The organism is Pantoea sp. LMR881 (assembly GCF_027157825.1).
Classification (GTDB): domain Bacteria; phylum Pseudomonadota; class Gammaproteobacteria; order Enterobacterales; family Enterobacteriaceae; genus Pantoea; species Pantoea haifensis.
In genome coordinates this window covers 739,489-761,529 of record NZ_JAPVOK010000002.1, presented here as the reverse complement: position 1 = coordinate 761,529, position 22,041 = coordinate 739,489, and the positions used below count along the sequence as shown (strand labels likewise).

The 22,041-nt window shown below is 53.2% G+C and carries 15 protein-coding genes and 6 pseudogenes; 12 read left to right on the top strand and 9 right to left on the bottom strand.

What is annotated here, in order from left to right:
- Positions 1-114 precede the first annotated feature (114 nt).
- The 6 genes and pseudogenes from hemA (at position 115) to kdsA (ending at position 5,424) form a co-directional block, all read left to right on the top strand.
- On the top strand, positions 115-1,371 hold the full coding sequence (hemA, locus tag O3W44_RS05370) for a glutamyl-tRNA reductase (protein ID WP_269294364.1): 1,257 nt from the start codon (positions 115-117) through the stop codon (positions 1,369-1,371).
- Between the two features lie 43 nt (positions 1,372-1,414).
- Complete coding sequence (gene prfA / locus O3W44_RS05365) at positions 1,415-2,497, top strand: peptide chain release factor 1 (protein ID WP_269292264.1); 1,083 nt, start codon at positions 1,415-1,417, stop codon at positions 2,495-2,497.
- Positions 2,497-3,329: pseudogene (prmC, locus tag O3W44_RS05360) on the top strand (peptide chain release factor N(5)-glutamine methyltransferase). Before prfA ends, prmC begins: the two are co-directional and overlap by 1 nt.
- Positions 3,330-3,340: 11 nt before the next feature.
- Positions 3,341-3,738: pseudogene (locus O3W44_RS05355) on the top strand (SirB2 family protein).
- Positions 3,735-4,544 carry an invasion regulator SirB1 gene (gene sirB1 / locus O3W44_RS05350; protein ID WP_269292263.1) on the top strand — a complete coding sequence of 270 codons (810 nt, stop codon included), beginning with the start codon at positions 3,735-3,737 and terminating at the stop codon, positions 4,542-4,544. Before O3W44_RS05355 ends, sirB1 begins: the two are co-directional and overlap by 4 nt.
- Before the next feature lie 25 nt (positions 4,545-4,569).
- The gene (gene kdsA / locus O3W44_RS05345; protein WP_269292262.1) at positions 4,570-5,424 is read left to right on the top strand and encodes a 3-deoxy-8-phosphooctulonate synthase; all 855 of its coding nucleotides are present in this window, start codon (positions 4,570-4,572) and stop codon (positions 5,422-5,424) included.
- Between the two features lie 64 nt (positions 5,425-5,488).
- Here kdsA and chaA read toward each other — a convergent pair.
- Positions 5,489-6,579 (bottom strand): annotated as a pseudogene (gene chaA, locus O3W44_RS05340) (sodium-potassium/proton antiporter ChaA).
- A gap of 372 nt (positions 6,580-6,951) precedes the next feature.
- Between chaA and chaB the strand changes: the two are divergent.
- Positions 6,952-7,182, top strand: coding sequence for a putative cation transport regulator ChaB (chaB, locus tag O3W44_RS05335; protein ID WP_269292261.1), 231 nt, complete (start codon positions 6,952-6,954; stop codon positions 7,180-7,182).
- 205 nt (positions 7,183-7,387) lie between these two features.
- Positions 7,388-8,065 carry a gamma-glutamylcyclotransferase gene (locus tag O3W44_RS05330; protein WP_269292260.1) on the top strand — a complete coding sequence of 226 codons (678 nt, stop codon included), beginning with the start codon at positions 7,388-7,390 and terminating at the stop codon, positions 8,063-8,065.
- A 71-nt stretch (positions 8,066-8,136) separates the two neighbouring features.
- Here the strand turns inward: O3W44_RS05330 and O3W44_RS05325 are convergent, their stop codons facing one another.
- From O3W44_RS05325 to O3W44_RS05290, 8 genes and pseudogenes are all read right to left on the bottom strand, one after another.
- Positions 8,137-9,567, bottom strand: coding sequence for a serine/threonine protein kinase (locus O3W44_RS05325; RefSeq protein ID WP_269292259.1), 1,431 nt, complete (start codon positions 9,565-9,567; stop codon positions 8,137-8,139).
- Between the two features lie 42 nt (positions 9,568-9,609).
- Positions 9,610-10,562: pseudogene (locus O3W44_RS05320) on the bottom strand (hypothetical protein).
- A 14-nt stretch (positions 10,563-10,576) separates the two neighbouring features.
- Positions 10,577-11,353 (bottom strand): PP2C family protein-serine/threonine phosphatase, encoded by a 777-nt coding sequence (locus O3W44_RS05315; RefSeq protein ID WP_269292258.1) that lies wholly within the window; start codon positions 11,351-11,353, stop codon positions 10,577-10,579.
- Positions 11,350-12,489, bottom strand: a complete 1,140-nt coding sequence (gene tagH, locus O3W44_RS05310; protein ID WP_269292257.1) for a type VI secretion system-associated FHA domain protein TagH — start codon at positions 12,487-12,489, stop codon at positions 11,350-11,352. Before tagH ends, O3W44_RS05315 begins: the two co-directional genes overlap by 4 nt.
- A gap of 36 nt (positions 12,490-12,525) precedes the next feature.
- Complete coding sequence (gene tagF, locus O3W44_RS05305; RefSeq protein WP_269292256.1) at positions 12,526-13,224, bottom strand: type VI secretion system-associated protein TagF; 699 nt, start codon at positions 13,222-13,224, stop codon at positions 12,526-12,528.
- Between the two features lie 13 nt (positions 13,225-13,237).
- Complete coding sequence (gene tssM / locus O3W44_RS05300) at positions 13,238-15,352, bottom strand: type VI secretion system membrane subunit TssM (protein ID WP_269292254.1); 2,115 nt, start codon at positions 15,350-15,352, stop codon at positions 13,238-13,240.
- Positions 15,352-16,566: pseudogene (gene icmH / locus O3W44_RS05295) on the bottom strand (type IVB secretion system protein IcmH/DotU). Before icmH ends, tssM begins: the two are co-directional and overlap by 1 nt.
- Before the next feature lie 81 nt (positions 16,567-16,647).
- Positions 16,648-17,138, bottom strand: a pseudogene (locus O3W44_RS05290) (SH3 domain-containing protein).
- A 489-nt stretch (positions 17,139-17,627) separates the two neighbouring features.
- Between O3W44_RS05290 and O3W44_RS05285 the strand changes: the two are divergent.
- The 4 genes from O3W44_RS05285 (at position 17,628) to O3W44_RS05270 (ending at position 22,041) form a co-directional block, all read left to right on the top strand.
- On the top strand, positions 17,628-18,851 hold the full coding sequence (locus O3W44_RS05285) for a nitrate- and nitrite sensing domain-containing protein (protein ID WP_269292253.1): 1,224 nt from the start codon (positions 17,628-17,630) through the stop codon (positions 18,849-18,851).
- Positions 18,852-19,110: 259 nt separating this feature from the next.
- Positions 19,111-20,361, top strand: a complete 1,251-nt coding sequence (locus tag O3W44_RS05280) for a CmpA/NrtA family ABC transporter substrate-binding protein (protein ID WP_269294363.1) — start codon at positions 19,111-19,113, stop codon at positions 20,359-20,361.
- Between the two features lie 11 nt (positions 20,362-20,372).
- Positions 20,373-21,245 (top strand): nitrate ABC transporter permease, encoded by an 873-nt coding sequence (ntrB, locus tag O3W44_RS05275; RefSeq protein WP_269292252.1) that lies wholly within the window; start codon positions 20,373-20,375, stop codon positions 21,243-21,245.
- A gap of 10 nt (positions 21,246-21,255) precedes the next feature.
- Positions 21,256-22,041: an ABC transporter ATP-binding protein gene (locus tag O3W44_RS05270; RefSeq protein ID WP_269292251.1), complete on the top strand. Its 786-nt coding sequence runs from the start codon at positions 21,256-21,258 to the stop codon at positions 22,039-22,041.

Here is a 22,041-nt window from a genome sequence, read left to right as displayed (position 1 = left end):
TCAGGTTATTCTTATTACAGTCATAGCCTTTGTATGGCTTTTCATGATCTGTCGCATCTTGTAGAATGCGCCTCACAAAACCCTGACATTATTGGGACATCCCAACTCAAATCCATGACGCTGCTTGCACTCGGAATCAATCACAAAACTGCCCCTGTCGCTCTGCGCGAACGTGTCGCGTTCGGGCCGGAGACGCTGGAACAGGCTTTGAACAGCCTGTTATCTCAGCCGATGGTGCAGAGTGGCGTGGTGTTATCGACCTGTAATCGCACCGAGCTTTATCTGAGTGTAGAGCAACAGGCCGATCTGCAAGAGCGACTGGTGCGCTGGCTATGTGATTATCATCAGCTCAATGATGAGGATGTCCGCAACAGCCTGTACTGGCATCATGATAATGAAGCGGTAAGCCATTTAATGCGGGTTGCCAGCGGACTTGACTCGCTGGTACTGGGTGAACCGCAAATTCTGGGCCAGGTCAAAAAAGCCTTTGCTGATTCGCAACGTGGACAGGCGTTGAGCAGTGAGCTGGAACGTATGTTCCAGAAAACCTTCTCTGTGGCCAAACGGGTACGAACCGAAACTGAGATTGGCTCAAATGCTGTCTCAGTAGCGTTCGCAGCCTGTACGCTGGCGCGTCAAATTTTTGAATCTCTCTCGACGGTTAACGTATTACTGGTTGGCGCTGGTGAAACCATTGAGCTGGTGGCGCGTCATTTGCGTGAACATCAGGTGAAAAAACTCATTATCGCTAACCGTACCCGCGAGCGGGCGGAAACGCTGGCGGCTGAAGTGGGGGCAGAAGTGATAAGCCTGGCCGATATTGATGCCCGGCTGTCAGAAGCTGACATTATTATCTCCTCAACTGCCAGTCCACTCCCGATTATTGGCAAAGGGATGATGGAGCGTGCGCTGAAAGCCCGCCGTAATAAGCCCATGCTATTGGTAGATATTGCGGTTCCGCGTGACGTTGAACCTGAAGTAGGCAAATTACCTAACGCGTACCTTTATAGCGTGGATGACTTGCAGGCGATTATCGAGCAAAATCTGGCGCAGCGCAAAGCAGCGGCAGTGCAGGCCGAAACTATTGTGATACAGGAGAGTGGCGAATTCATGGCATGGCTGCGTGCACAAGGCGCCGTCAATACCATTCGTGAATATCGCTCACAGGCGGAAGAGGTGCGCGCAGAACTGGAAGGCCGCGCATTACAGGCGTTGCAACAGGGCGCCGATCCGCAAAAAGTATTGCAAGAGCTGGCACACAAACTAACAAACCGATTGATTCACGCACCAACCAAATCTCTTCAGCAGGCCGCCCGCGATGGCGACAGTGAACGCCTGCAGATTTTACGCGACAGTCTGGGTCTCGAGTAGACCAACCGGCTGTTGCCACCTGTTACGGGAATCCCACATTTAAATGAAAACCTCTATTGTTGCCAAACTGGAAGCCCTGCAGGAGCGCCACGAAGAAGTGGAAGCCATGCTGGGCGATGCGGCGGTTATCGCCGATCAGGAACGCTTCCGTGCGCTTTCGCGCGAATATGCTCAACTCAGCGACGTTACGCGCTGTTTCCGTGACTGGCAGCAGGTTCAGGAAGATATTGATACCGCCAAAATGCTGCTCGACGATCCTGAAATGCGTGATATGGCGCAGGAAGAGTTACAGCAGGCGCGTGAACAAAGCGAAGTACTGGAACAGCAATTGCAAGTGCTGCTGTTACCAAAAGATCCGGATGATGAGCGCGCCTGTTTTATTGAAGTGCGCGCCGGAACAGGCGGGGACGAAGCGGCTATTTTTGCTGGCGATCTGTTCCGCATGTATAGCCGTTACGCAGAAGCACGCCGCTGGCGGGTTGAAATTGTCAGTGCCAACGAGGGCGAGCATGGCGGTTACAAAGAGATCATTGCGCGCATTATTGGTGACGGAGCCTATGGCCGGTTCAAATTTGAGTCTGGCGGTCATCGCGTGCAGCGCGTACCTGAAACCGAATCGCAGGGCCGTATCCACACCTCGGCATGCACCGTGGCGGTGATGCCTGAATTACCCGAAGCGGAAATGCCAGAAATTAATGCCGGCGATCTGAAAATTGATACGTTCCGCTCATCGGGCGCAGGCGGTCAGCACGTTAACACCACTGACTCCGCGATCCGTATTACCCACTTACCTACCGGCATTGTGGTTGAATGCCAGGATGAGCGTTCACAGCATAAAAACAAAGCCAAAGCTCTGGCGGTGTTAGGCGCACGTATCCATGCGGCCGAGATGGCCAGGCGCCAGGCAGCCGAAGCCAGCACGCGTCGCAATTTGTTAGGTAGCGGCGATCGTTCCGATCGTATTCGGACCTATAACTTCCCGCAGGGGCGCGTCACCGATCATCGTATCAACCTGACAATCTATCGTCTGGATGAAACGATGGAAGGCAAACTGGAAAGCCTGATTGAGCCAATCGTGCAGGAATATCAGGCCGATCAGCTGGCGGCGCTGGCTGGGCAGGATTAATGGATATTCGTCACTGGCTGAAACAGGCCGTTGCCACGCTTTGTGGTGGCGACAGCCCTAAGCGTGACGCTGAAATCCTGCTGAGTTTTGTCACCGGTAAATCGCGCAGTTGGCTCATCGCCTTCGATGAAACGTTGTTAAGCGACGCACAGTTAACGCAGCTCAATGTATTGCTGGCGCGTCGTGCGCAGGGTGAACCAGTGGCACATTTGGTTGGCGAACGCGAGTTCTGGTCGTTGCCGCTGCGCGTGAATGATGCCACGCTGATCCCACGGCCCGATACGGAAATTCTGGTTGAACAGGCACTGGCAAGATTGCCTGCCGCACCGGCCCGCATACTGGATCTGGGCACCGGTACCGGCGCTATCGCTCTGGCCATTGCCAGTGAGCGGCCCGATTGTCAAATTATGGGCGTTGATCGCATCGACGCTGCCGTCGCCCTGGCCACGGAGAATGCGGAACGACTCGCCCTCAGCAACGTCACGTTTGCGCTGAGTCACTGGTTCCGTGATCTTCCTTCTTCTCGCTACGATCTCATCGTAAGCAATCCCCCTATATCGACAGCAACGATGAACATCTCTCGCAGGGAGATGTCCGCTTTGAACCGCGCAGTGCGCTGGTGGCTGAAGAGTCGGGCCTGGCTGATTTACGCGCCCTGATCGAACAGGCCCCGGACTGGCTGCTGGCAGGCGGCTGGTTATTGCTGGAGCATGGCTGGCAGCAGGGCGGGGCGGTGCGTCAAATGATGATGCAACAGGGCTATCAGGCCGTCGCCACAGCAAATGATTATGGCGGCAACCCACGTGTCACTTATGGACAAATAGTCAATTAAAAGGAAAGCAGATGTTTGCTTATTACCCAGTCATCAAAAATCTCCACCTGATTACGGTAGCGATAACGATTCTTTTTTTCTGGTACGTTTTTACTGGCAGCGCAGCGGTTCAGCGATGCTGGCGCGCCGTTGGGTGCGCATTTTACCGCACGTCAACGATACGCTGCTGCTGGTGACCGGGGTAATGTTAGTGCTGATCACTCATTTCTATCCCTTTTCTCCACAAGGAAGCTGGCTGACTGAGAAGCTTTTAGGCGTTATTATCTATATCGCCTTAGCTTCCGTGGCCTTAAGTCGCCGTCCGCGAACTGACCGCACGCGCTGGATCGCTTTTAGTGTGGCAGCCATTGCGCTGGTGATCGTCATCTCGCTGGCGGTGAGTAAAATGCCGTTATTGGGGATAGTATGACCTCGAATGAACAATTAGATTTTAGCCAGACGTCGCTGTGTGAAGCGGTGATTGGCGCTACGCTCGTCATCCGCGCCGATTTCCCGGCGCTGACAGTAGAAGAGCAATTAGCGGCCCTGGTTGCTGAAGCGCGCGAATATGTGCGTAGCGAGCAGGACGCCGATTTACAACTGGGAAAGCTGCTTGAACTGTTTTATGACCAGTGGGGATTTGGCGGTGCCAGCGGTATCTATAATCTGTCTGATGCGTTATGGCTGGATAAAGTATTAAAAACACGACAGGGAACGGCGGTTTCACTGGGTGTCATTCTGCTGCATATCGCGGCTGAATTAGAGTTACCTTTAATGCCAGTGATTTTCCCGACGCAACTTATATTGCGTGCCGACTGGATTGACGGCGACAAATGGTTGATCAACCCTTTTAATGGTGAAACGCTGGATACGCATACGCTCGAAGTATGGTTGAAAGGCAACATCAGCCCGACAGCGCGTTTATACGACGACGATCTTGATGAGGCGAAAACGGTCAGCGTCATGCGTAAAATGCTGGACACACTGAAAGCCGCGCTGATGGAAGAGAAACAAATGGAACTGGCACTCAACGTAAGCCAGGTGCTGTTGCGTATTGATCCTGATGATCCCTATGAAATTCGCGATCGCGGTCTGATCTATGCTCAGCTTGAATGCGAACATATCGCCTTAAATGATTTAACCTACTTCGTTGAGCAGTGTCCTGAAGATCCCGTCAGCGAAATGATTAAAGTGCAGATACACGCAATCGAACAAAAACAAGTGACGCTTCACTAAGCGGACACATTATTAAGGAAAGGACATGACTCAGAAAGTCGTCAATATTGGTGACATCAAAGTAGCAAACGACCTGCCGTTTGTGCTGTTTGGTGGTATGAACGTGCTGGAATCACGCGATCTGGCGATGCGTATTTGCGAACACTACGTCAAAGTAACCGAGAAACTTGGCATTCCTTACGTATTCAAAGCCTCTTTTGATAAAGCAAACCGTTCATCTATTCACTCTTATCGTGGTCCGGGCCTGGAAGAGGGCATGAAAATTTTCCAGGAGCTGAAACAGACGTTTGGCGTAAAAATCATCACTGATGTCCATGAAGCGTCGCAGGCGCAGCCCGTTGCGGATGTGGTTGATGTGATTCAGCTGCCAGCATTCCTGGCGCGTCAGACCGATCTGGTTGAAGCAATGGCGAAAACCGGCGCTGTGATTAACGTGAAAAAGCCCCAGTTCGTCAGCCCCGGTCAGATGGGTAACATCGTAGATAAATTTGCCGAAGGCGGTAATGAAAAAGTGATCCTCTGCGATCGCGGCAGCAACTTTGGTTACGACAATCTTGTTGTAGATATGCTCGGCTTTAACGTCATGAAGAAAGTGTCTAAAAACAGCCCGGTGATTTTCGATGTAACCCACGCGCTGCAAACCCGCGATCCGTTTGGTGCGGCATCAGGCGGACGTCGTGCTCAGGTGGCTGAGCTGGCACGTGCTGGTATGGCGGTAGGGATTGCGGGCCTGTTCATTGAGGCGCACCCGGATCCAGCCAACGCCTTATGTGACGGTCCATCGGCGCTGCCGCTGGATAAGCTGGAGCCATTCCTGGTTCAGATGAAAGCGATCGACGAGCTGGTGAAAAGCTTCCCGGAACTGGACACCAGTCATTAATCCTGCGCCCGGAAAAGAAAAAAGAGCGAATGTTCGCTCTTTTTTCGTCTTAATTAAGCCTTAATCACAGCATGATGGTAATCAAATAACCTGCAAACAAGGCCAGATGGGCCGCTCCGTTAAGAACGTTTGTCCGTCCGGTTGAGAACGAGATTTGGCACAGAATCAGCGACGCCATCATGATGACCATTTGTGGCGGCTCAAGGCCGAAAATTAATTCCTGATTTGTCAGCGTAGCAATAATTGTTACCGCCGGAACCGTAAGGGATATGGTGGCCAGCACCGAACCGAAAAACAGGTTCATTGCACGCTGCACCTGATTCATCAAAACCGCTTTGATTGCGCCTAATCCTTCAGGCGAAAGGATCAGCAACGCCACCAGGAAGCCGGTAAATTGCTGCGGTGCGTTCAGTTCCGTCAGCAGATATTCCAGCGTATTAGCGTTCATTTTCGTTACGGCAATGACTGCAATAAGGTGGATAATCAGCCAAACGGTATGCCAGAGGCTACTGTGCGCAGAGGGTTTACCGTGATGAGGATCGCCATCGTCGCTTTCATCTTCGTGCTCATAAACAAACAGGCTTTGGTGCGTTTTCGTCTGGATCAGCAAAAAAACGCCATACATTGCGGCAGAAATCGCTGCAATCAGTAGTGCCTGGGTAGGGTAAAATTACCGCCAGGCAGCGCATTAGGAAACACCAGCACTAAAATGCCTAACGGAAAAATCGCGATCAGATACTGTTTCACGCCAGCCAGATTGACGTACTGCGTAGCAAACTTACGCCCGCCGAGTAACAACGCAAAACCAACCAATCCACCGGTGACAATCATAATGATGGAATAGAGTGTATCGCGCATCAAACCCGGCGCGGCATCGCCTGTTGCCATTAGCGCCGAGATCAAACTTACCTCAAGGATCACCACCGATAAACTGAGGATCAGCGAGCCGTAGGGTTCACCGAGGCGATGCGCCAGTACATCAGCATGACGAACCACGCTGAATGCACTGCTGAGTATGGCCACAAGAGCCAGTAAATTGATGCCGACGATGAGGGAAAACGATGTTTGCCCGCTAAAGAAATAAAGAACACCCAGCGTAATAAGGGGAAATATCAGCGAGAATTCCTTGTGGCGTGTTTTTTCATGTGTTGGCATTCACTCTCCTTTTAAGCGGTACAACATGACCGGACAGAAATGGTGCTCCTGTCAAATATAATGAAATTTATAACCAGAAACAGTTTATCTTTCTGATATTACAAAATGTGAACCTTTACTTCTTTTTACTTTTTCACCTGGGTGATGCGAAAGGGGATTAAAAACCAATTTTTATGATTAAATGATTAAAAATCAGTATGTTGATGTAAAAGAAAAAATTGAAATCATCTCATTTTCGGCCTTAAAGAGCCTTAATAAGTGATTTTTAATTCGTTTAGGTTTTGTTTAGCAAAAAACATTGCCGTTATGCACGGTTTGTCATTTCGGCGATATCAGCCAAAATTAAGGATAGCTGATAACCAAGGAGGAATTATGCCTTACGATAGCCGAAGCGACCTGCCAGACAACGTTAAACATGTTTTACCTGCCCACGCGCAGGATATTTATCAGAAAGCGTTTAACAGCGCCTGGTCGCAATATAAAGACGAGGATGATCGTCGTGGCGATGAATCTCGTGAAGAAGTGGCGCATAAAGTCGCCTGGTCAGCAGTGAAAAAAGAGTATGAAAAGGGTGAGGACGATAAGTGGCATCCGAAAGATTGAATCTTCTCCTCTTACAAGGGCCAGAAAAATCTGGCCCTTTTCTTTTTATTTCTTAATTTTTTTTAACTTGTGACCTTAATCACCCTTGAAACCCTCAATAAAAATGAATTAATGTCGTTTTAATGAACGAGGCGCCAGGCCGTTTCAACTCAGTCAAACAGAGGAGTTTTCCGAACGGGATGTCAGAAGCATCGAGGAGGTCAGATTGTTAACCCGGGAATTTTTATTAAAAGCGGATTGTAAGACGTCATTCGGTGATATCGAAGAGACGCTGTTGTGGAGCTGCGAACAACGGGCCGCTTCACTGGCTGCCACGCTGGCATGTCGTCCCGATCACAGCCCGGTCTGGATCTTCGGCTATGGTTCCCTGATGTGGAATCCCATTTTTGAAGCGGATGAAGTTGCATCGGGGTCGCTGGAAGGCTGGCATCGTGCGTTCTGTTTGCGCCTGATCGCGGGGCGCGGTACATCCAGCCATCCTGGCCGTATGCTGGCCCTGAAAGAGGGGGGCAGAACCAGCGGGTTAGCGTTTCGCCTGCCTGAAGCTCGTCTGCATGAAGAGCTTGAGCTTCTGTGGAAGCGCGAAATGATTACCGGCTGCTATTTACCCACCTGGTGTGAGCTAACGCTGGAGGACGGGCGCAGCGTGACGGCCCTGGCTTTTATCATGGATCCGCGCCATCCACTGTATGAATCTGATACTTGCCCTGATGCGGTTGCACCGCTGATTGCAGCAGCGACCGGACCGCTTGGATCAAATGCGCAGTATCTGTTTTCGCTGGAACAGGAACTGGCGAAGCGCGGCATGGAAGAGGAGAGTCTGAGTCGCCTGGCGCATCAGGTTCGTGCGCTACAAACCTGCGTAAGCCAGGCTCAGGGTTAAAACAGTTCCACAACGGCCAGGGCATTGCGTCAAAGAGATTTTACCGACGCAATGCCCTGGCCACAGCAATGTTAATTGCCTGGATTAATCAACCACGTGCCGGGTTTATCAATCGTCAGCGATTGCGCATGCGTCACGCTGCCGCTGTGCACCTCAATACGATACTCGCCAGCACCCAGATTCAATGCAGCGAAACCACTGCTGCCCGGCTTTACTTCCAGCGGCTGTCCATTGAGCACCACGTTATCGCCAGCCGCCAGTTTGAGATAGACGGTGGCCAGTGCCAAAGGTACGGCGGCAACGCTGCTGGTGGAAGAGGGGGCTGAGGAGGCTGCTGGCGCACTCGCCACAGCCGGTTCATCGCTACGCTGGTTAACCAGCCAGACAACGACCGCGACAGCGAGCAGCGCCACAGCGGCAACCGAGAGTAGACCGGGCGACAGGCGACGCACATTGCGTGGCGTAACCGGTTCAACCGTCGAGGCGCCATGATTGACGGCCATCACCAGCGGAGCAACCGGCTCAACGGGCTGCTCCGGCTCTTCTGCCGCAGGGTGCGGCTCGGCTGCGAGTTTGAGGCTGTTTACCACCGCTTCCACGTCACTCACCGGCAAATCCAGCAGGGCAGCGAAAGCGTCAACGCTTTGCGGTCGATCGCCGGGCTTCATGGCCAGAGCGCAGTCAATTGCGTGAAGCAATGACAGGGAATAACCTTCTGGCTTGCGTTCCACCAGAGGTTGATAATTATCTTCAATGCAGCGTACAACGCTGACCGGCGGCGGATTGTGAGTGATCAGGCTGTGCAGCACGGCACCAAGGGCGTAGATATCGGTCCAGGGACCCTGTTCCACTTCACCTTCTTCACTGTACTGTTCAATCGGCGCAAAGCCTGGCTTAAGCATGATCTCCGTTTCATCAGAGAGGTTGCCAATCTCTTTACGCGCTGAGCCAAAGTCGAGCAGCACCGGCAGCTGATTTTCCTGAATTTGAATATTATCCAGCGAAATATCACGGTGAAGATAACCAGCCTGATGAATGGTACTAATGGCACCCAGCAGGGGCGGCAACAGCCGACGGATCCAGGCTTCAGAAATCGAATCCGGGCTGGTAATTTGCCACTCTTTTAGCGTCATGCCACTGTAGTAAAGCGTGCCCATATAGGCTGTGCCGTTCTCTTCCCAGAAACGCAGCACGTGCAGCAAGCCGGGATGATTAAAGCGAGCCAGCAGGCGAGCTTCCTGAATAAAACTGCTGAGGCCGGCGTTAAACAATTTCTGAAAACGCTCGCCACGCAGCTCAAGCGATAAATCGGCGTTACGTAGCGCCAGCGAAACTGGCATATATTCTTTAATCGCGATCGTACGCTCGAGCTGATGGTCCCATGCGCGGTAGACAATGCCGAAGCCGCCGCCGCCAATCACTTCCTTGATCTCAAATTCATTAAATCGGTAGCCGTCAGGCAAAGCATTGGGCACCGTTTTTTGATTATCATTAGCCGACATAGTGAACTCTCTGAACACTGCCTGTTCGCCAGGCTGCGATAATTAATTAATGTTACGCCAGGCACCAATCGCCGGATCAACCAGATCCGCATGCAGGGTGTCGATGAGTAACACATTCACTTTTTGCTGTGGCATGAAATGCGACGCCCAAAGGCCGCGCAAGGTTTCAACTTGCGTTTTCATTGCGTCAACGTCCTGTTGCGCACTCTTTTATCCATTTGTATTAACAGCGTCCCGTTAAAGCGCCAGAGATGCTGTTGCGCATCGAACGGCAGCACCAGCCAGCTCCCGTTGGCATCTTTGTGCGTGACGATCATGCGCTGATTATTGGCAGAAACCACCTCAAGCGCATTGCCGCTAATGGTCAGGTTAGCAATCGGGTAGCCTTGATAGAACGTGACAGGCACCGCTACCGATTGGCCTGCATTGTTGATTGTCAGGCTGCTTTTGCCCTCAACCCAGCCATCAGGTGAGCACTGTTGCTTGCTGACATCAGGTATAAACATCGCTTCGGCATTGTTATCCCATGCGGTGCGGAAATGGCAGCCGCTTGGCAGATCAAAATGCTGCAGGGGCGTGCTGTCTGCCGGGCGTGATAAATCAAGCGGGGCCGCGTTGCTCTCGCTGGCACTGGCTGTGGCATCGGCCATCACGATGGGACGCCAGTTTTGCAATTTGCTGGCGCTACCGCTGGCTAATACGCCACCCTCTTTATCGGTCATCTGCCAAGGCAATAGATCCAGCGCACCGCATTGATTCGCTAACAGCGTGCCCACGCGCGGTAAAAAGGTTGTCAGTATGGCTGAATCTTTGCTTTTACCCGAAACAATGCGCAGGGGCAGTGTCTCTTTACACCAGTCGTCAGGCGCTTTACTCACCACATTATCGATATAGACCTCTAACGCCAGACTCGGCGAATAAACCACACGGTAATCTTCAGCCTGGGCGTGAAAGGCGATCAGCATAGTGGCGATGCCGGGCAACCACAATTTCATAAGAATCCTTGGAATCAATAACGAGGCGGCAGAAAACGTGCCGAATCAGCCAACGAATAGAGCAGGGTGGCTTCCTGCGGTTCACCAATCCAGACAGCCAGTGCGCTCAGGTTATCTTTTTTTATGCTGCGGCTGACGGCTTCTTCCATTAAGGCTAACCACTCTTCGCAGGCATTTACCATTCGTAACGCTTGCTCCATCTCGCGGGTGGTCAGGTTTAGCCAAAAGCCATCGGTACAGACTAAAAAGGCATCCCCGTCTTCCAGCGTGATCGTTTCAGAGAACGTCACCGGACGAGCCGGTTTAGCGCCCAGCGCATTATAAAGTAAATTACTGTTGATACCGGTATTTTCATAGCCCGCTTCTTTCAATTGTTGCGCCAGGCTGTGATCGCGAGTGACATCATGCAGCCTGCCATGGCGGAAATGATAAACCCGGCTGTCACCCGCGTGCGCCCACCAGGCACACTGTTTTTCACGGTCAATAAACAACGCGGCAAGAGTGGTGCTCATGCGTGAAAATTTCGGACTTTTACCTTGCGCCTGATGCAGTAAAGTACGGCATTGCTCAATCGCACGCTGGGTGATAACAGGTGAAAACGGGCCGTTCTCTTTTAACTGACTGATTAAATTGTCGCGTACCAGCTGAGCGGCCTGTTCACCGCCCGGCAAACCTGCCACACCGTCACACACCACAAAACAGGCTTTATCGTCACCCAGTTCTGCGCCGGTGCGATCTTGATTTTCATCACGCAATCCCTGCTGGCAACGGCTGGAAAAGGCTATTTTCATGCTTCATCCATCCGTGTCTGAGAATCTTTATACTGATTAACTTCCATATCGTAAGCATGCAGAAAGGCTTCGCCGAAGAGCGTGTGAAAATCATCTTCAATCTCGCCTGCGGTGCGTTGGTAGTCGCGTGTAAAGTAATCCCACAGCGCGGCTTTTTTCAGGCTGGTAAGAGGCAGTTTCGGTAATACGCCATCTGCTCGCGCCTGTTCTTCGAGGCGTTGAGGATTAAACGATTGCAACATGGCAGCGATAATGGCGCGGATCCCGGCAATCATACCGAGTTGATGCGCCTGTAAGTCTACCAGCGCATCACGTACCGCCTGCTCAGGCTGCATAAAGCCAGGCATCTGGCTTTGATACATCTGCATTAATACCGTTTTACCCGAGGGTAAAATTTTAAAGGGGTTATTGGCTTCGTTGAGGATCATCGTCATGTCAGCTTTCACGCCGCGCTTGAGGATGGAACGAGACGACATTAACGCCACGGTGCCTTGTGAAAACAGGCTAAGCATACGCCCGGTAATGCGCATTTGCTCCTCATCAATCGGCGTAGCGTGACCATTGTTCAGCCCCATGCCTTCAAGCAGCGCCGAGATGAGCTTGTCCTGATCGTAAGGCTGCGTCTGCAAATGGCGCTGTGGCCCATTGCTTTGGGGATCAATGGCTAAACGCGCATCGCTGTGGCGCTCATGACGTCCTGGACCGTTCCCGGGTTCGATCGCCAACGCTTCAGCTTCTGGATGATTGTTTATACCCAGCGGATTCGCCGGTTCGGTCGCGTCAGCGGTGAAGAAAGCCAGCGGATCATCTTTACTCTCTTCGACACGAGTCGGATCGCGGACTTCCAGTGCGTAGTCGCCAATGCGCAGCGCATCGCCGTGCTTAAGCGGCACCTGCATACCGCGGCTCAGGGTAACACCGTTGTGTTCAACCGGCGTTACGCTCCCCTGGTTCGTCAGACGACACTCGCCTTCATTCGACACATGAACTAATGCCTGTAGACGCGAAATCGCCCGCGATTCATCCGGCAACACCAAATCGTTATCCTGGCTGCGACCAATGGTGCCGCCAGGGGGTTGAAATACCACGGTTTTAACCGGAACATCCGTAGTGCATTGCACAATGGTAAATTGCATGAGTCATCCCGTGTTTTTGGGCAAACGCAACTGGCCTTATTCAAACATTGGCGGATAGAGGCCATTACGTCCCGGCTGTGCACCTGCTGCCGGGTTAAACAGTAACGAAAACAGTTGAGCAGTGAGGTTACCGCTGTGCTTGTGAGTCGCATGGGCGAAACCGTCGCTGCGATTACTCCACCAGTAGCTGATATGCTGCTGAGGATCGAAGCGTTCGGCCACTTCACGCCAGCTTAGCGTGCAGGGCAGATCCTGAAAACCAATCACATCCATGATGTCAGAGTGCTGCTTTACCGGCACCATCAGCGGCGGTAGCATTTTAATCTGCTGCTCCAGTTGTTCAGCACTCAGCGGCGTTTGTACCGCCTGTAGCAAAGTGGCACCCAAATCCTGAAACCAGTCTCCCGAAATGGTCAACTGCGCCGGGTGCCACTGTTTAAGCGAAAAGCTTTGCAAAGCAAGCAGCGGCCAGGCCCGGCCTACGCGGTCACAAGAGGGCAACAGACAGCCCATCTGGATCTTTTGCCTGCCAGGGGTTATCGGCAGGACAAAGTTCCACACCGGCGCGCGTAAAAACGTCGCAGCAGAGGCGTTCTCTTGCTGATGCCAGTGTATTAAGCCCTGCTGAAACCAGTGACTCCAGGGCGCAATATGCTTTTCACTGAGACGATGATGCAAAAAGTCGCCGGTGGCAGGCAGCTTGCCATACCAGCCGGGTGCCATGTATGCAGCCATGTTCACCTCACCATTACTCACTATGCGTGGTCAATCGCTGTGCTGAGAGCGAAGGCGTCACAGCAAGCGTATTGCCGTCGCGACCCGCATTTTTCAGATTTTCCGCAAGTTTACGCATCATCAATGCATTATCACGAGCATAAGGTGAAGACTGTATCTGTTGATCCAGTAGCTGGCTGAGGTGCCAGTCTAACTGTTGCAGGTCGCGCGCTGAAACATTCTCCGGCAAGGTACGCTGTAAATTTTGCAACAGCCAGGCGCGCAGAAACTCGCCATCATAATTACGCGGTTGATAGAGCATTTGATAAGCGCGTAAGGCGCTGCGACTGTATGCATTGTCATCGCCCGGATCGTTTCGCAACAAATTAGTAATCTGTTGCGCGACACGCGGCAGCAGCAAAGACTTAAGCGCATTTTGATAAAGCACCCAGGCAGCGTCGCTAACTTGCGTACCACGATATAAGCCAACCCGCATAGTAAGCGGCGGATTATCCAGTGAAAAGCGGTCTGACAGCGGCAGCTTCACCAGGCTATTAAGAAAGGGTAGCAGATCAAAAATATTATCAGCAGGCTGATGAATGACCTGCTGACTTTGCTCGATAATTGCCGGTACGCGTGTTTCGACCGTTTCCAGATAGCGTTGATTCTGGTAATAGCTGATGCCCCATAAACCAGACAAAATTAACAGCGCACCGGCCAGCACGCCGTAACCAATCCAGTGGAAGAGTTGGTTGCGGTACTCCCAGTGTCGGTTGCTGCCCGCCAGGCCACTCTCTTTAAAGATCAAGGTACTGAGCAGGTCGCGAATAAAAAAGCTTTGCCCTTTGTTGCCTGGAATCGGGCTGCTGCGATTGACGCTGTCCCACGCAGCAATAGAGTGATCGCCAGCCTGACGCAACTGAAGTTTGCGGCTCAGTTCACCCATTACGCGGTCAAACGGTAACCCCTCTTGCGTGCCGCTGGTAAAGAAAAGCCCGCGCGGACTCCACGCCACCGCCTCTTTATGATCCGAAAACACAATATCAAGATATTCATTCAACAACGGGCGCAGTGACGCAAACTCTTGCGGAAACAGGAAGCACTCAGCACGTTGATGGAGATCGCGCTCCTGCGCCATGTGCCGGGCAAGATGCAGCTGTAGCTGCTGCTCCAGACGCTGAAACTGCTGAGCAAAGCTGTGGTGCCACTCCTCTTTACGCGGTTTGCTCAAATCCCAGTTAAACGTAAATCCCCAAATCGCATCACGCTGGGCTTTATCCAGCGCGCCAAAATAGCTCATAAAGCCTTTTAGCAGGTCTGTTTTGGTCACCATGACATACACCGGAAAGTGAATACCGGTTTGCTGATGCAGTTCCACCATGCGCTCACGTAACGCTGTTGCCTGGGCGAAACGCGCTTCGGCAGAATCGCTCAGCAGATCGGCCACGCTAATGGTCATGATCACGCCATTGATAGGCTGACGAGTACGATAACGCTTGAGCAAATTGATAAAGCTGCGCCACTCGCTGGCATCACGGGCGCGCTGGCTCTCCTGCAAGGCGTAACGACCCGCCGTGTCGATCATCACGGCGCTGTCGGTAAACCACCAGTCGCAGTGACGTGTACCGCCCACGCCGCGAATGGCGTTTTTACCAACACTGTCAGTCAGAGGAAAGTCGAGGCCAGCATTCAGCAGCGCCGTGGTTTTACCTGCACCCGGCGCACCCATCACTAAATACCAGGGCAGTTGATAGAGATAATTCGCACTGAGTCGTGATAACCAACTGCCGCGCTTAGGCCGACCAAACTGGGTGCGTTTTAGCTGCGTTGCGGCATCGCTGAAGCGTTGATTAAGTAACTCCTCTGTTACCTGTCGTTCGGCTGGATCGTCGCTGTCGGAAAACTGTAGCTGCGTTAATAACTGACTGTTAAACCAGGCGCGATAAAGCCAGGGAAGCAGCTGCAAAATAATCCAGAAAAAATAACAGACGCCCACAGTCAACTGGCGATTCAGCGCAGGCTCAAGCGGGCGAGAATCTCCCCACACCCAAAGAGGACCGAGCATCCAGAGCAAACAGCTCAGAGCGGTGACGCCGATAAAGCTCCACAGGAGGCGATGAGTCAGTAGCAGACGAAGAGAAGCGCGCATCACTGTACTCCCTGGTGATTACTGAGCGTTTCGGGTGCGGCAAAAGCGTAATTTCAACGCGGCGGTTACGGGCCCGGTTTTCGCTGCTGTCATTAGGCAGTAGCGGATCGCTGTCACCCCGGCCTTCTGAACGGATCGCATGACCGTCGGCGAGCTGCACCTGCATGAGTTGGGTCACGGCGCGCGCGGGCAAAAGAGAATTCATAGCTGGAGGCGAAACGACTGCCATCAACCGGATGATCATCGGCATATACCGAGACGAGGATGGTGCCTTTTACGTCTTTCATGGCCGCCGAAACGCGGGCTAATAAGGCTCTGCCGACGGGGTTTAACGCCGTACCTTCAGCGGCAAACAACTTATCGGCAGGAATAATGACTTTGCTGCCAAATGCGCCGTCACTCACTTCAAGCTGACCGGCAGCTATAACATCATTCAGACGCTGGCGTAAATCGAGCAGCGCCTGAGGAGAAGAAGGACGACGCCCGACGGTAATTTGGGGCAGCGGGGTTTGATAAATAGCGCGCAGCAGGGGTTCCGCCGCATTGCCCAGCCGCCAGTTCAGTCCGCTGTAAATCAGGCAGGCGATCAACGCCACCAGAGTGGCACAGGCCCATAATGGCACCATAGGGCGCGCCAGCGTACTGACTAGGGGATGCACTTCCACACGGGGTGTTTGCGGTGCGCCCCGTTGCGCCCGGGTCTCTTCGATTAAGGTTGTCAAACGCTGACGAATACCTTCACACTGCACGCGGCCATTATCACTGCCCCGGTAGCGCCCTTCGTAGCCCAGAAGCAGGCAGTAATGCACCACTTCAAGCAGCCAGAAATGCTGCTGTGGGCTTTGAGAAATGCGCGACAGCAGCTGAAAAAATTTTTCACCGCCCCAGCTTTCATTGTGAAACGTCACCAGCATGCCATTGCCAGACCAGACGCCACGAGTTCCCCACGGTGTCTGTGCTGCCGCTTCGTCGAGCGCGCTGCACAGGCAGTAGCGCGCACCAATGATCATTTCGAAAGGCAAACCGGCCTGTTTACAACGATGCTCAAACTGGCGGATCTCGTCAATAAGCGACTGGCGTAGCCCGGCAGGATCGTCATGCGTAGCCGCCTGACGAATTTGCACCACAGCGTTCAGCAAAGGCGCCGCAGCATGAAGTAACAGATTCTCGTTGCCGGAGGGAATAGCCTCACGCGCAGGGGATTCCACGGTCATTAATGGTTCTTCCAGCTAATGGCAGATCCTGAACCCGCAGCCCAGGACGGTGCTGCGGGCAATATGCGCCGGATTCCATGTTTAGTCTAAGATCCAGGTCGCGGTATCGTTAGTGCGACACGCTTTACTTGCGCCACCCACGGCCACGCAAACTTGTTTGCTTTTGCGTGGACGGGGACGATCGCTACGCAGAGTGGCGTCATAACGGCTGCTTTCTACGCCAGCTTTTAACGGCACGTAGCCGATCATCGGGCCATCTGCTTCATCAGCAATAGCCAGCCAGTTATGTTCAACGCGGCCTAATACTTCAAAAGACTTACCGTTTTCCAGATAACGCACCACTTTACCGCCGTAATCGGGGGTGGTCATTACCGAAGCACTGTATAACGCTCGCCAGGTTTCATTTAACGGCTCAAATTCCTGTGGTGCTGCCACAGCATGTCGGTGAACCAACGTGACGTTGTTAACCACGCTGGTGACCAGCGTATCATCGGTGACGGAGGGGGCGGGGCCTTACACCCTGCCAGGGCAAACACCGTCAGCAGCGTTAACGCGAGACTCTTTTTCACCATGTTCCTCGTGATCCCATCAAAGTATCTGCATATTGCCCGGCTATGTGCATGCGTTCGCCGAAGCTGGCCGGAGGCCTTACCTAAAATTAAACCATTTGAAAAACGGTCAAAATACATCGAGATAATGCAACGCTCAGTCTACCTAAGACTTTTGAGAATTCAAACCATTGCACATACAGTAAATGCGTGTTAGCGCGCTCTTTTCCAGTAAGCGAAGACGCTAAAAAAGAGCGTGCTTTGGGTTAGTTAACGTGAATTGAATGATCACGACAGTAAAGTATGTTGGGGCGGTGGCACTCATTTTGTCACGCCGCCTGTAAAATTGGAAATTATTAAGTTTTTCTAATATCACATTGACGAAAGATTCTATCAATTTGGCTTAAGGGCTGCAGTAAAATCAGAATTTTCAGAGTAATAAAGCTGACCGAAAGAGACTAAAACGGCATGGCTTTTGCTTCACTGATACCTTTAACAGCGGAGGGATGGGCAATGACCGATGCTCTGAGGTACCTGCAAGCGTCACGCGAGAGCGATATAGCCAGCCTGCAGCGGCTACTCCATACCGGTAAACTCATTACCACGGTGAGTGAAATGGTGCATCAACTGCAACGGGAACGCGGCGCAAGCAACATCTGGATCTGTTCTCAGGGTAAGCTGTTTGCTGAAGAGCGCACGGCTCGGGAACAGGATGTGAATCAATGCCAGCGTGCTTTTTTGCGGGTTTTGCCGCCCGCAGCCGCTCAGCCGGGTTACAGCCGCTTCTGTAACGTCATTGCCGCCGCGTTACAGGCACTCGAAGAGTTACCTACGCTGCGTGTTCAGCTGGCTCAGCGCCAGCTCACTCATGCCCAGGCCATGTCTGCTTTTAATCAGATCATTCGCACTTTACTGAATGTAGTGTTTGAAGCAGCGGATACCGCCAGTCATCCCGATATTTCCCGTGCGCTTATTGCACTGTTCAGTTTTATGCAGGGTAAAGAGCTGGCGGGTCAGGAACGCGCTACCGGCTCAGCGGGATTTGCAGCTGGACAATTCAGCGATGAACAGCGTCGGCGCATGGTGGCGCTGATTGATGCCCAGGAACAAAGCTTTGCCACCTTTAGTCAGTTTGCCGATAGCGACGCGTTACTGCACTGGCAGCCGCTGGCGCAGGCTAGCCGGGAAATAGAACGGTTACGACGCATCGCCTGTACCGGCGGGCAAAGTGAAGAAGCGGGCGCGCTTAACTGGTTCTCACTGCTTTCCGCCCGTCTCGATCAGATGAAAATTCTGGAGGACAGCCTGTCGCTCACGCTGATGTCGCGCTGCCGTGAAGCGATTCGCGTGGCGCAGCAGCAGGCCGCCGCACCCCTGATGCCTTCCCGCTGTGACAGCACTTTTTCGCTGTACGTATCGGGAGCCGACTGGCTGAACGGTGAATCAGCCACGCTCAGCAGCGATGGCCTGGCGCCGCAGCTGAGTCGCTCAGTGTTGACACTGATTGGCGAGCAGGCACAGCGTTTACGTGTGCAGGCGGATGAACTGACGTCAATGCGTGCCACGCTGGATGAGCGCAAAGTGATCGATCAGGCTAAAAGCTGGCTGATGCAGCATCATGATTTTAGCGAAGAGGCGGCCTTTCAGGCGCTGCGCAAAAGTGCCATGAATCAAAACAAACGCCTGTCAGATATTGCTCAGGCGGTGCTGGCGGTGGCCGCCACGGTGAAGGGCTAACCCAAATGAGTTAGTTGCACAAAGCCTGTGCGCAATCTGCTTCAGGAAAGTGCAAATTTGCGCATCTTTTAATCAACTCCGCCACCAGATGCCCCGCCAACAGGCGTTTATCATTCTGGCACAGGCTTTGCTTTACCTTACAGACATTGCGCATTTGCTTTGCCAACGGCGGTGAAGTGAGTGCTTTGGATAAAGGCGTCCATCCGCATGCTACGGCATGTCGGAGGACGCCTTTTTTATTTCTTTTAGGGTGCCAATGATGAGCAAAACGCCTTTTTCCGTTTCACGTCGTCAGTTGCTGTTGGCAGGAGCCGCGATCGGCGGCACATATTTATTACCGGGCTTGCGCAACGCCGTCTGGGCTGCCGGTTCAGATGCGCCAGAAAAATCTACGGTGCGGGTTGGCTTTATTCCGTTGACGGACTGTGCGCCCGTCGTAATGGCCGCCGTGAAAGGTTTTGATAAAAAGTACGGCTTATCGGTCCAGGCAAGTAAAGAAGCGAGTTGGGCGGCGGTACGCGACAAACTCACCGCAGGCGAACTCGATGCCGCACACGTACTGTACGGCATGATTTATGGACTGCAACTGGGCGTGGCTGGCCCGCAGCATGACATGGCTAACCTGATGACGCTTAATAACAATGGTCAGGCAATCAGCCTGTCAAACCAGTTAAAAGCACAGCACGTAATCGATGCAGCCAGCCTTAAAAAGGCGATCGATGCGAAAGCCAAAGGGAGCTTTACGTTTGCTCACACTTTTCCAACCAGCACCCACGCAATGTGGCTCTATTACTGGCTGGCGAATGCCGGTATCGATCCGTTTGAAGATGTGCGCACCGTCGTGGTTCCGCCGCCACAAATGGTGATGAACATGAAGATTGGCAACATGAGCGGTTTTTGCGTTGGCGAGCCGTGGAATCAGCGTGCCATCAGCGACAACATTGGTTTTACCGCCGTCACCAGCCAGCAGATCTGGCCCGATCATCCCGAGAAAATTCTTGGCACCCGCGCCCAGTGGGTTGCAGAAAACCCCAACACCGCACGTGCATTAACCGCTGCCGTACTGGAAGCCGCACGCTGGATTGACGCTTCTGATGACAATCGCCGCGAAACAGCCAACGTGCTGGCAGGTCGGGCGTGGATCAACACTAAAGTCGAGACGCTGGAAGGACGCATGCTCGGCCAGTATGAAAACGGACTCGGCCAAAAATGGCAGGACGCGCACAGCATGCGCTTCTTCCACGATGGCAGCGTCAACTTCCCTTATTTATCGGACGGCATGTGGTTCCTGACGCAGCTAAAGCGTTGGGGAATGCTGAATAGCGATCCTGATTACCTCGCCATCGCGCGTCAAATCAACCGCATCGATATCTACAAGCAGGCTGCCAGCGCGGTCGGCAATGTCGCGCTGCCTGCCAGTGAGATGCGCAGCAGCACCTTAATTGACGGCAAAGTCTGGGACGGTACCGATCCCGCCGCTTACGCCGCCAGCTTTGCCATCAAACGCTAAGAGAGATTGTTATGAAAACTGACGCTCGCGCCCTGGCGCAACCCGTAAAAGCAGAGAGCACCGCGACCATTATTCCACTACAGGTTTCGCCCAAAGCAGCGGCTAAACCGGCGCGTCTGCGTCCGCTGTTGCAGCGTGTCATCCCGGCGCTTAGCGGCATGCTGCTGCTCGCCCTGATCTGGCAAATCGCAGCGATGTCGAGTCAGGGTTTCCCAACCCCTTATGCCACATGGCAGGCGGCGCAGACCCTGTTTGCCGACCCGTTCTATAACAACGGGCCTAACGATCAGGGTATTGGCTGGAACGTCATCGCCTCGTTACAGCGCGTTGCGGTTGGGTTTGGCCTGGCGGCGCTGGTGGGTATTCCGGCCGGTTTTCTGCTGGGACGCTTCACTTTCATGTCGCGCATGTTCAATCCCATCATTGCGCTGTTGCGTCCGGTGAGCCCTCTGGCATGGCTGCCGATTGGCCTGCTGCTGTTTCAGCGCGCAGAACCGGCATCCAGCTGGACCATTTTTATCTGTTCCATCTGGCCGATGATCATCAACACCGCTGAAGGCGTGCAGCGCATTCCACAGGATTACCTCAATGTGGCGCGGGTGTTGCAACTCTCTGAATGGACGGTGATGCGCCGCATTTTACTGCCTGCCGTACTGCCAGCGGTGTTAACCGGCGTGCGCCTTTCCATCGGTATCGCCTGGCTGGTGATTGTCGCCGCTGAAATGCTGACCGGCGGTCTGGGTATTGGCTTCTGGATCTGGAATGAGTGGAACAACCTCAACGTGGAAAACATCCTGATCGCCATCCTGATTATTGGCGTGGTGGGGCTGCTACTGGAGCAGGGCCTGATGCTACTGGTTCGTCGTTTTAGCTGGGATAAATAAGGGGATCGCCATGCAACACATTATTCGCGTAGAGCAGGTCAGTCAGCGTTTTAACACTTCGGGCGGCGATTTCCTCGCGCTTGATAACGTCAGCTTTGATATTCGTGAGGGCGAAACCCTGAGCCTGATCGGCCACTCCGGCTGCGGCAAATCGACGTTGCTGAATTTGATTGCCGGTTTGACCCGTCCCAGCAGCGGTGTGCTGCTGTGTGATAACCGTGAAATCACCGGCCCTGGCCCGGAACGTGCAGTGGTATTTCAAAACCATTCGCTGCTGCCGTGGTTAACCACTTATCAGAACGTTGAGCTGGCGGTACAGCAGGTCTTCAAAGGCAAAATGAGTAAAGCTGAGATGGGTGACTGGATTGAGCACAATCTCAATCGTGTGCAGATGAGTCACGCCATGCACAAGCGCCCCAGCGAAATCTCAGGCGGCATGAAACAGCGTGTTGGCATTGCGCGCGCGCTGGCGATGAAACCGCGTGTGCTGCTGCTCGACGAACCTTTCGGGGCGCTTGATGCATTAACCCGTGCGCATTTGCAGGACAGCGTGATGCGCATTCAGCAGGAACTCAACACCACTATCGTGCTGATTACTCATGACGTGGACGAAGCGGTGCTGTTGTCAGATCGGGTACTGATGATGACCAACGGCCCGGCAGCGCAGGTGGGCGACATTCTTACCATCGATCTACCGCGCCCACGTTCGCGCGTGGCGCTGGCAGATGATGCGCGCTACCACCATTTGCGCCAGAAAATCCTGCATTTCCTCTATGAAAAACAGACTGCGGCGTGA

Excerpts from the sequence above, each read along its gene's own strand:
- tagH (WP_269292257.1), bottom strand. The coding sequence starts at position 12,489 with ATGCAATTTACCATTGTGCAATGCACTACGGATGTTCCGGTTAAAACC.
- ntrB (WP_269292252.1), top strand. The coding sequence starts at position 20,373 with ATGAAAACTGACGCTCGCGCCCTGGCGCAACCCGTAAAAGCAGAGAGC.
- O3W44_RS05325 (WP_269292259.1), bottom strand. The coding sequence starts at position 9,567 with ATGTCGGCTAATGATAATCAAAAAACGGTGCCCAATGCTTTGCCTGAC.
- O3W44_RS05270 (WP_269292251.1), top strand. The coding sequence starts at position 21,256 with ATGCAACACATTATTCGCGTAGAGCAGGTCAGTCAGCGTTTTAACACT.
- tagF (WP_269292256.1), bottom strand. The coding sequence starts at position 13,224 with ATGGCTGCATACATGGCACCCGGCTGGTATGGCAAGCTGCCTGCCACC.
- O3W44_RS05285 (WP_269292253.1), top strand. The coding sequence starts at position 17,628 with ATGACCGATGCTCTGAGGTACCTGCAAGCGTCACGCGAGAGCGATATA.
- O3W44_RS05315 (WP_269292258.1), bottom strand. The coding sequence starts at position 11,353 with ATGAAAATAGCCTTTTCCAGCCGTTGCCAGCAGGGATTGCGTGATGAA.
- hemA (WP_269294364.1), top strand. The coding sequence starts at position 115 with ATGACGCTGCTTGCACTCGGAATCAATCACAAAACTGCCCCTGTCGCT.
- O3W44_RS05280 (WP_269294363.1), top strand. The coding sequence starts at position 19,111 with ATGAGCAAAACGCCTTTTTCCGTTTCACGTCGTCAGTTGCTGTTGGCA.
- prfA (WP_269292264.1), top strand. The coding sequence starts at position 1,415 with ATGAAAACCTCTATTGTTGCCAAACTGGAAGCCCTGCAGGAGCGCCAC.
- kdsA (WP_269292262.1), top strand. The coding sequence starts at position 4,570 with ATGACTCAGAAAGTCGTCAATATTGGTGACATCAAAGTAGCAAACGAC.
- tssM (WP_269292254.1), bottom strand. The coding sequence starts at position 15,352 with ATGCGCGCTTCTCTTCGTCTGCTACTGACTCATCGCCTCCTGTGGAGC.
- sirB1 (WP_269292263.1), top strand. The coding sequence starts at position 3,735 with ATGACCTCGAATGAACAATTAGATTTTAGCCAGACGTCGCTGTGTGAA.
- chaB (WP_269292261.1), top strand. The coding sequence starts at position 6,952 with ATGCCTTACGATAGCCGAAGCGACCTGCCAGACAACGTTAAACATGTT.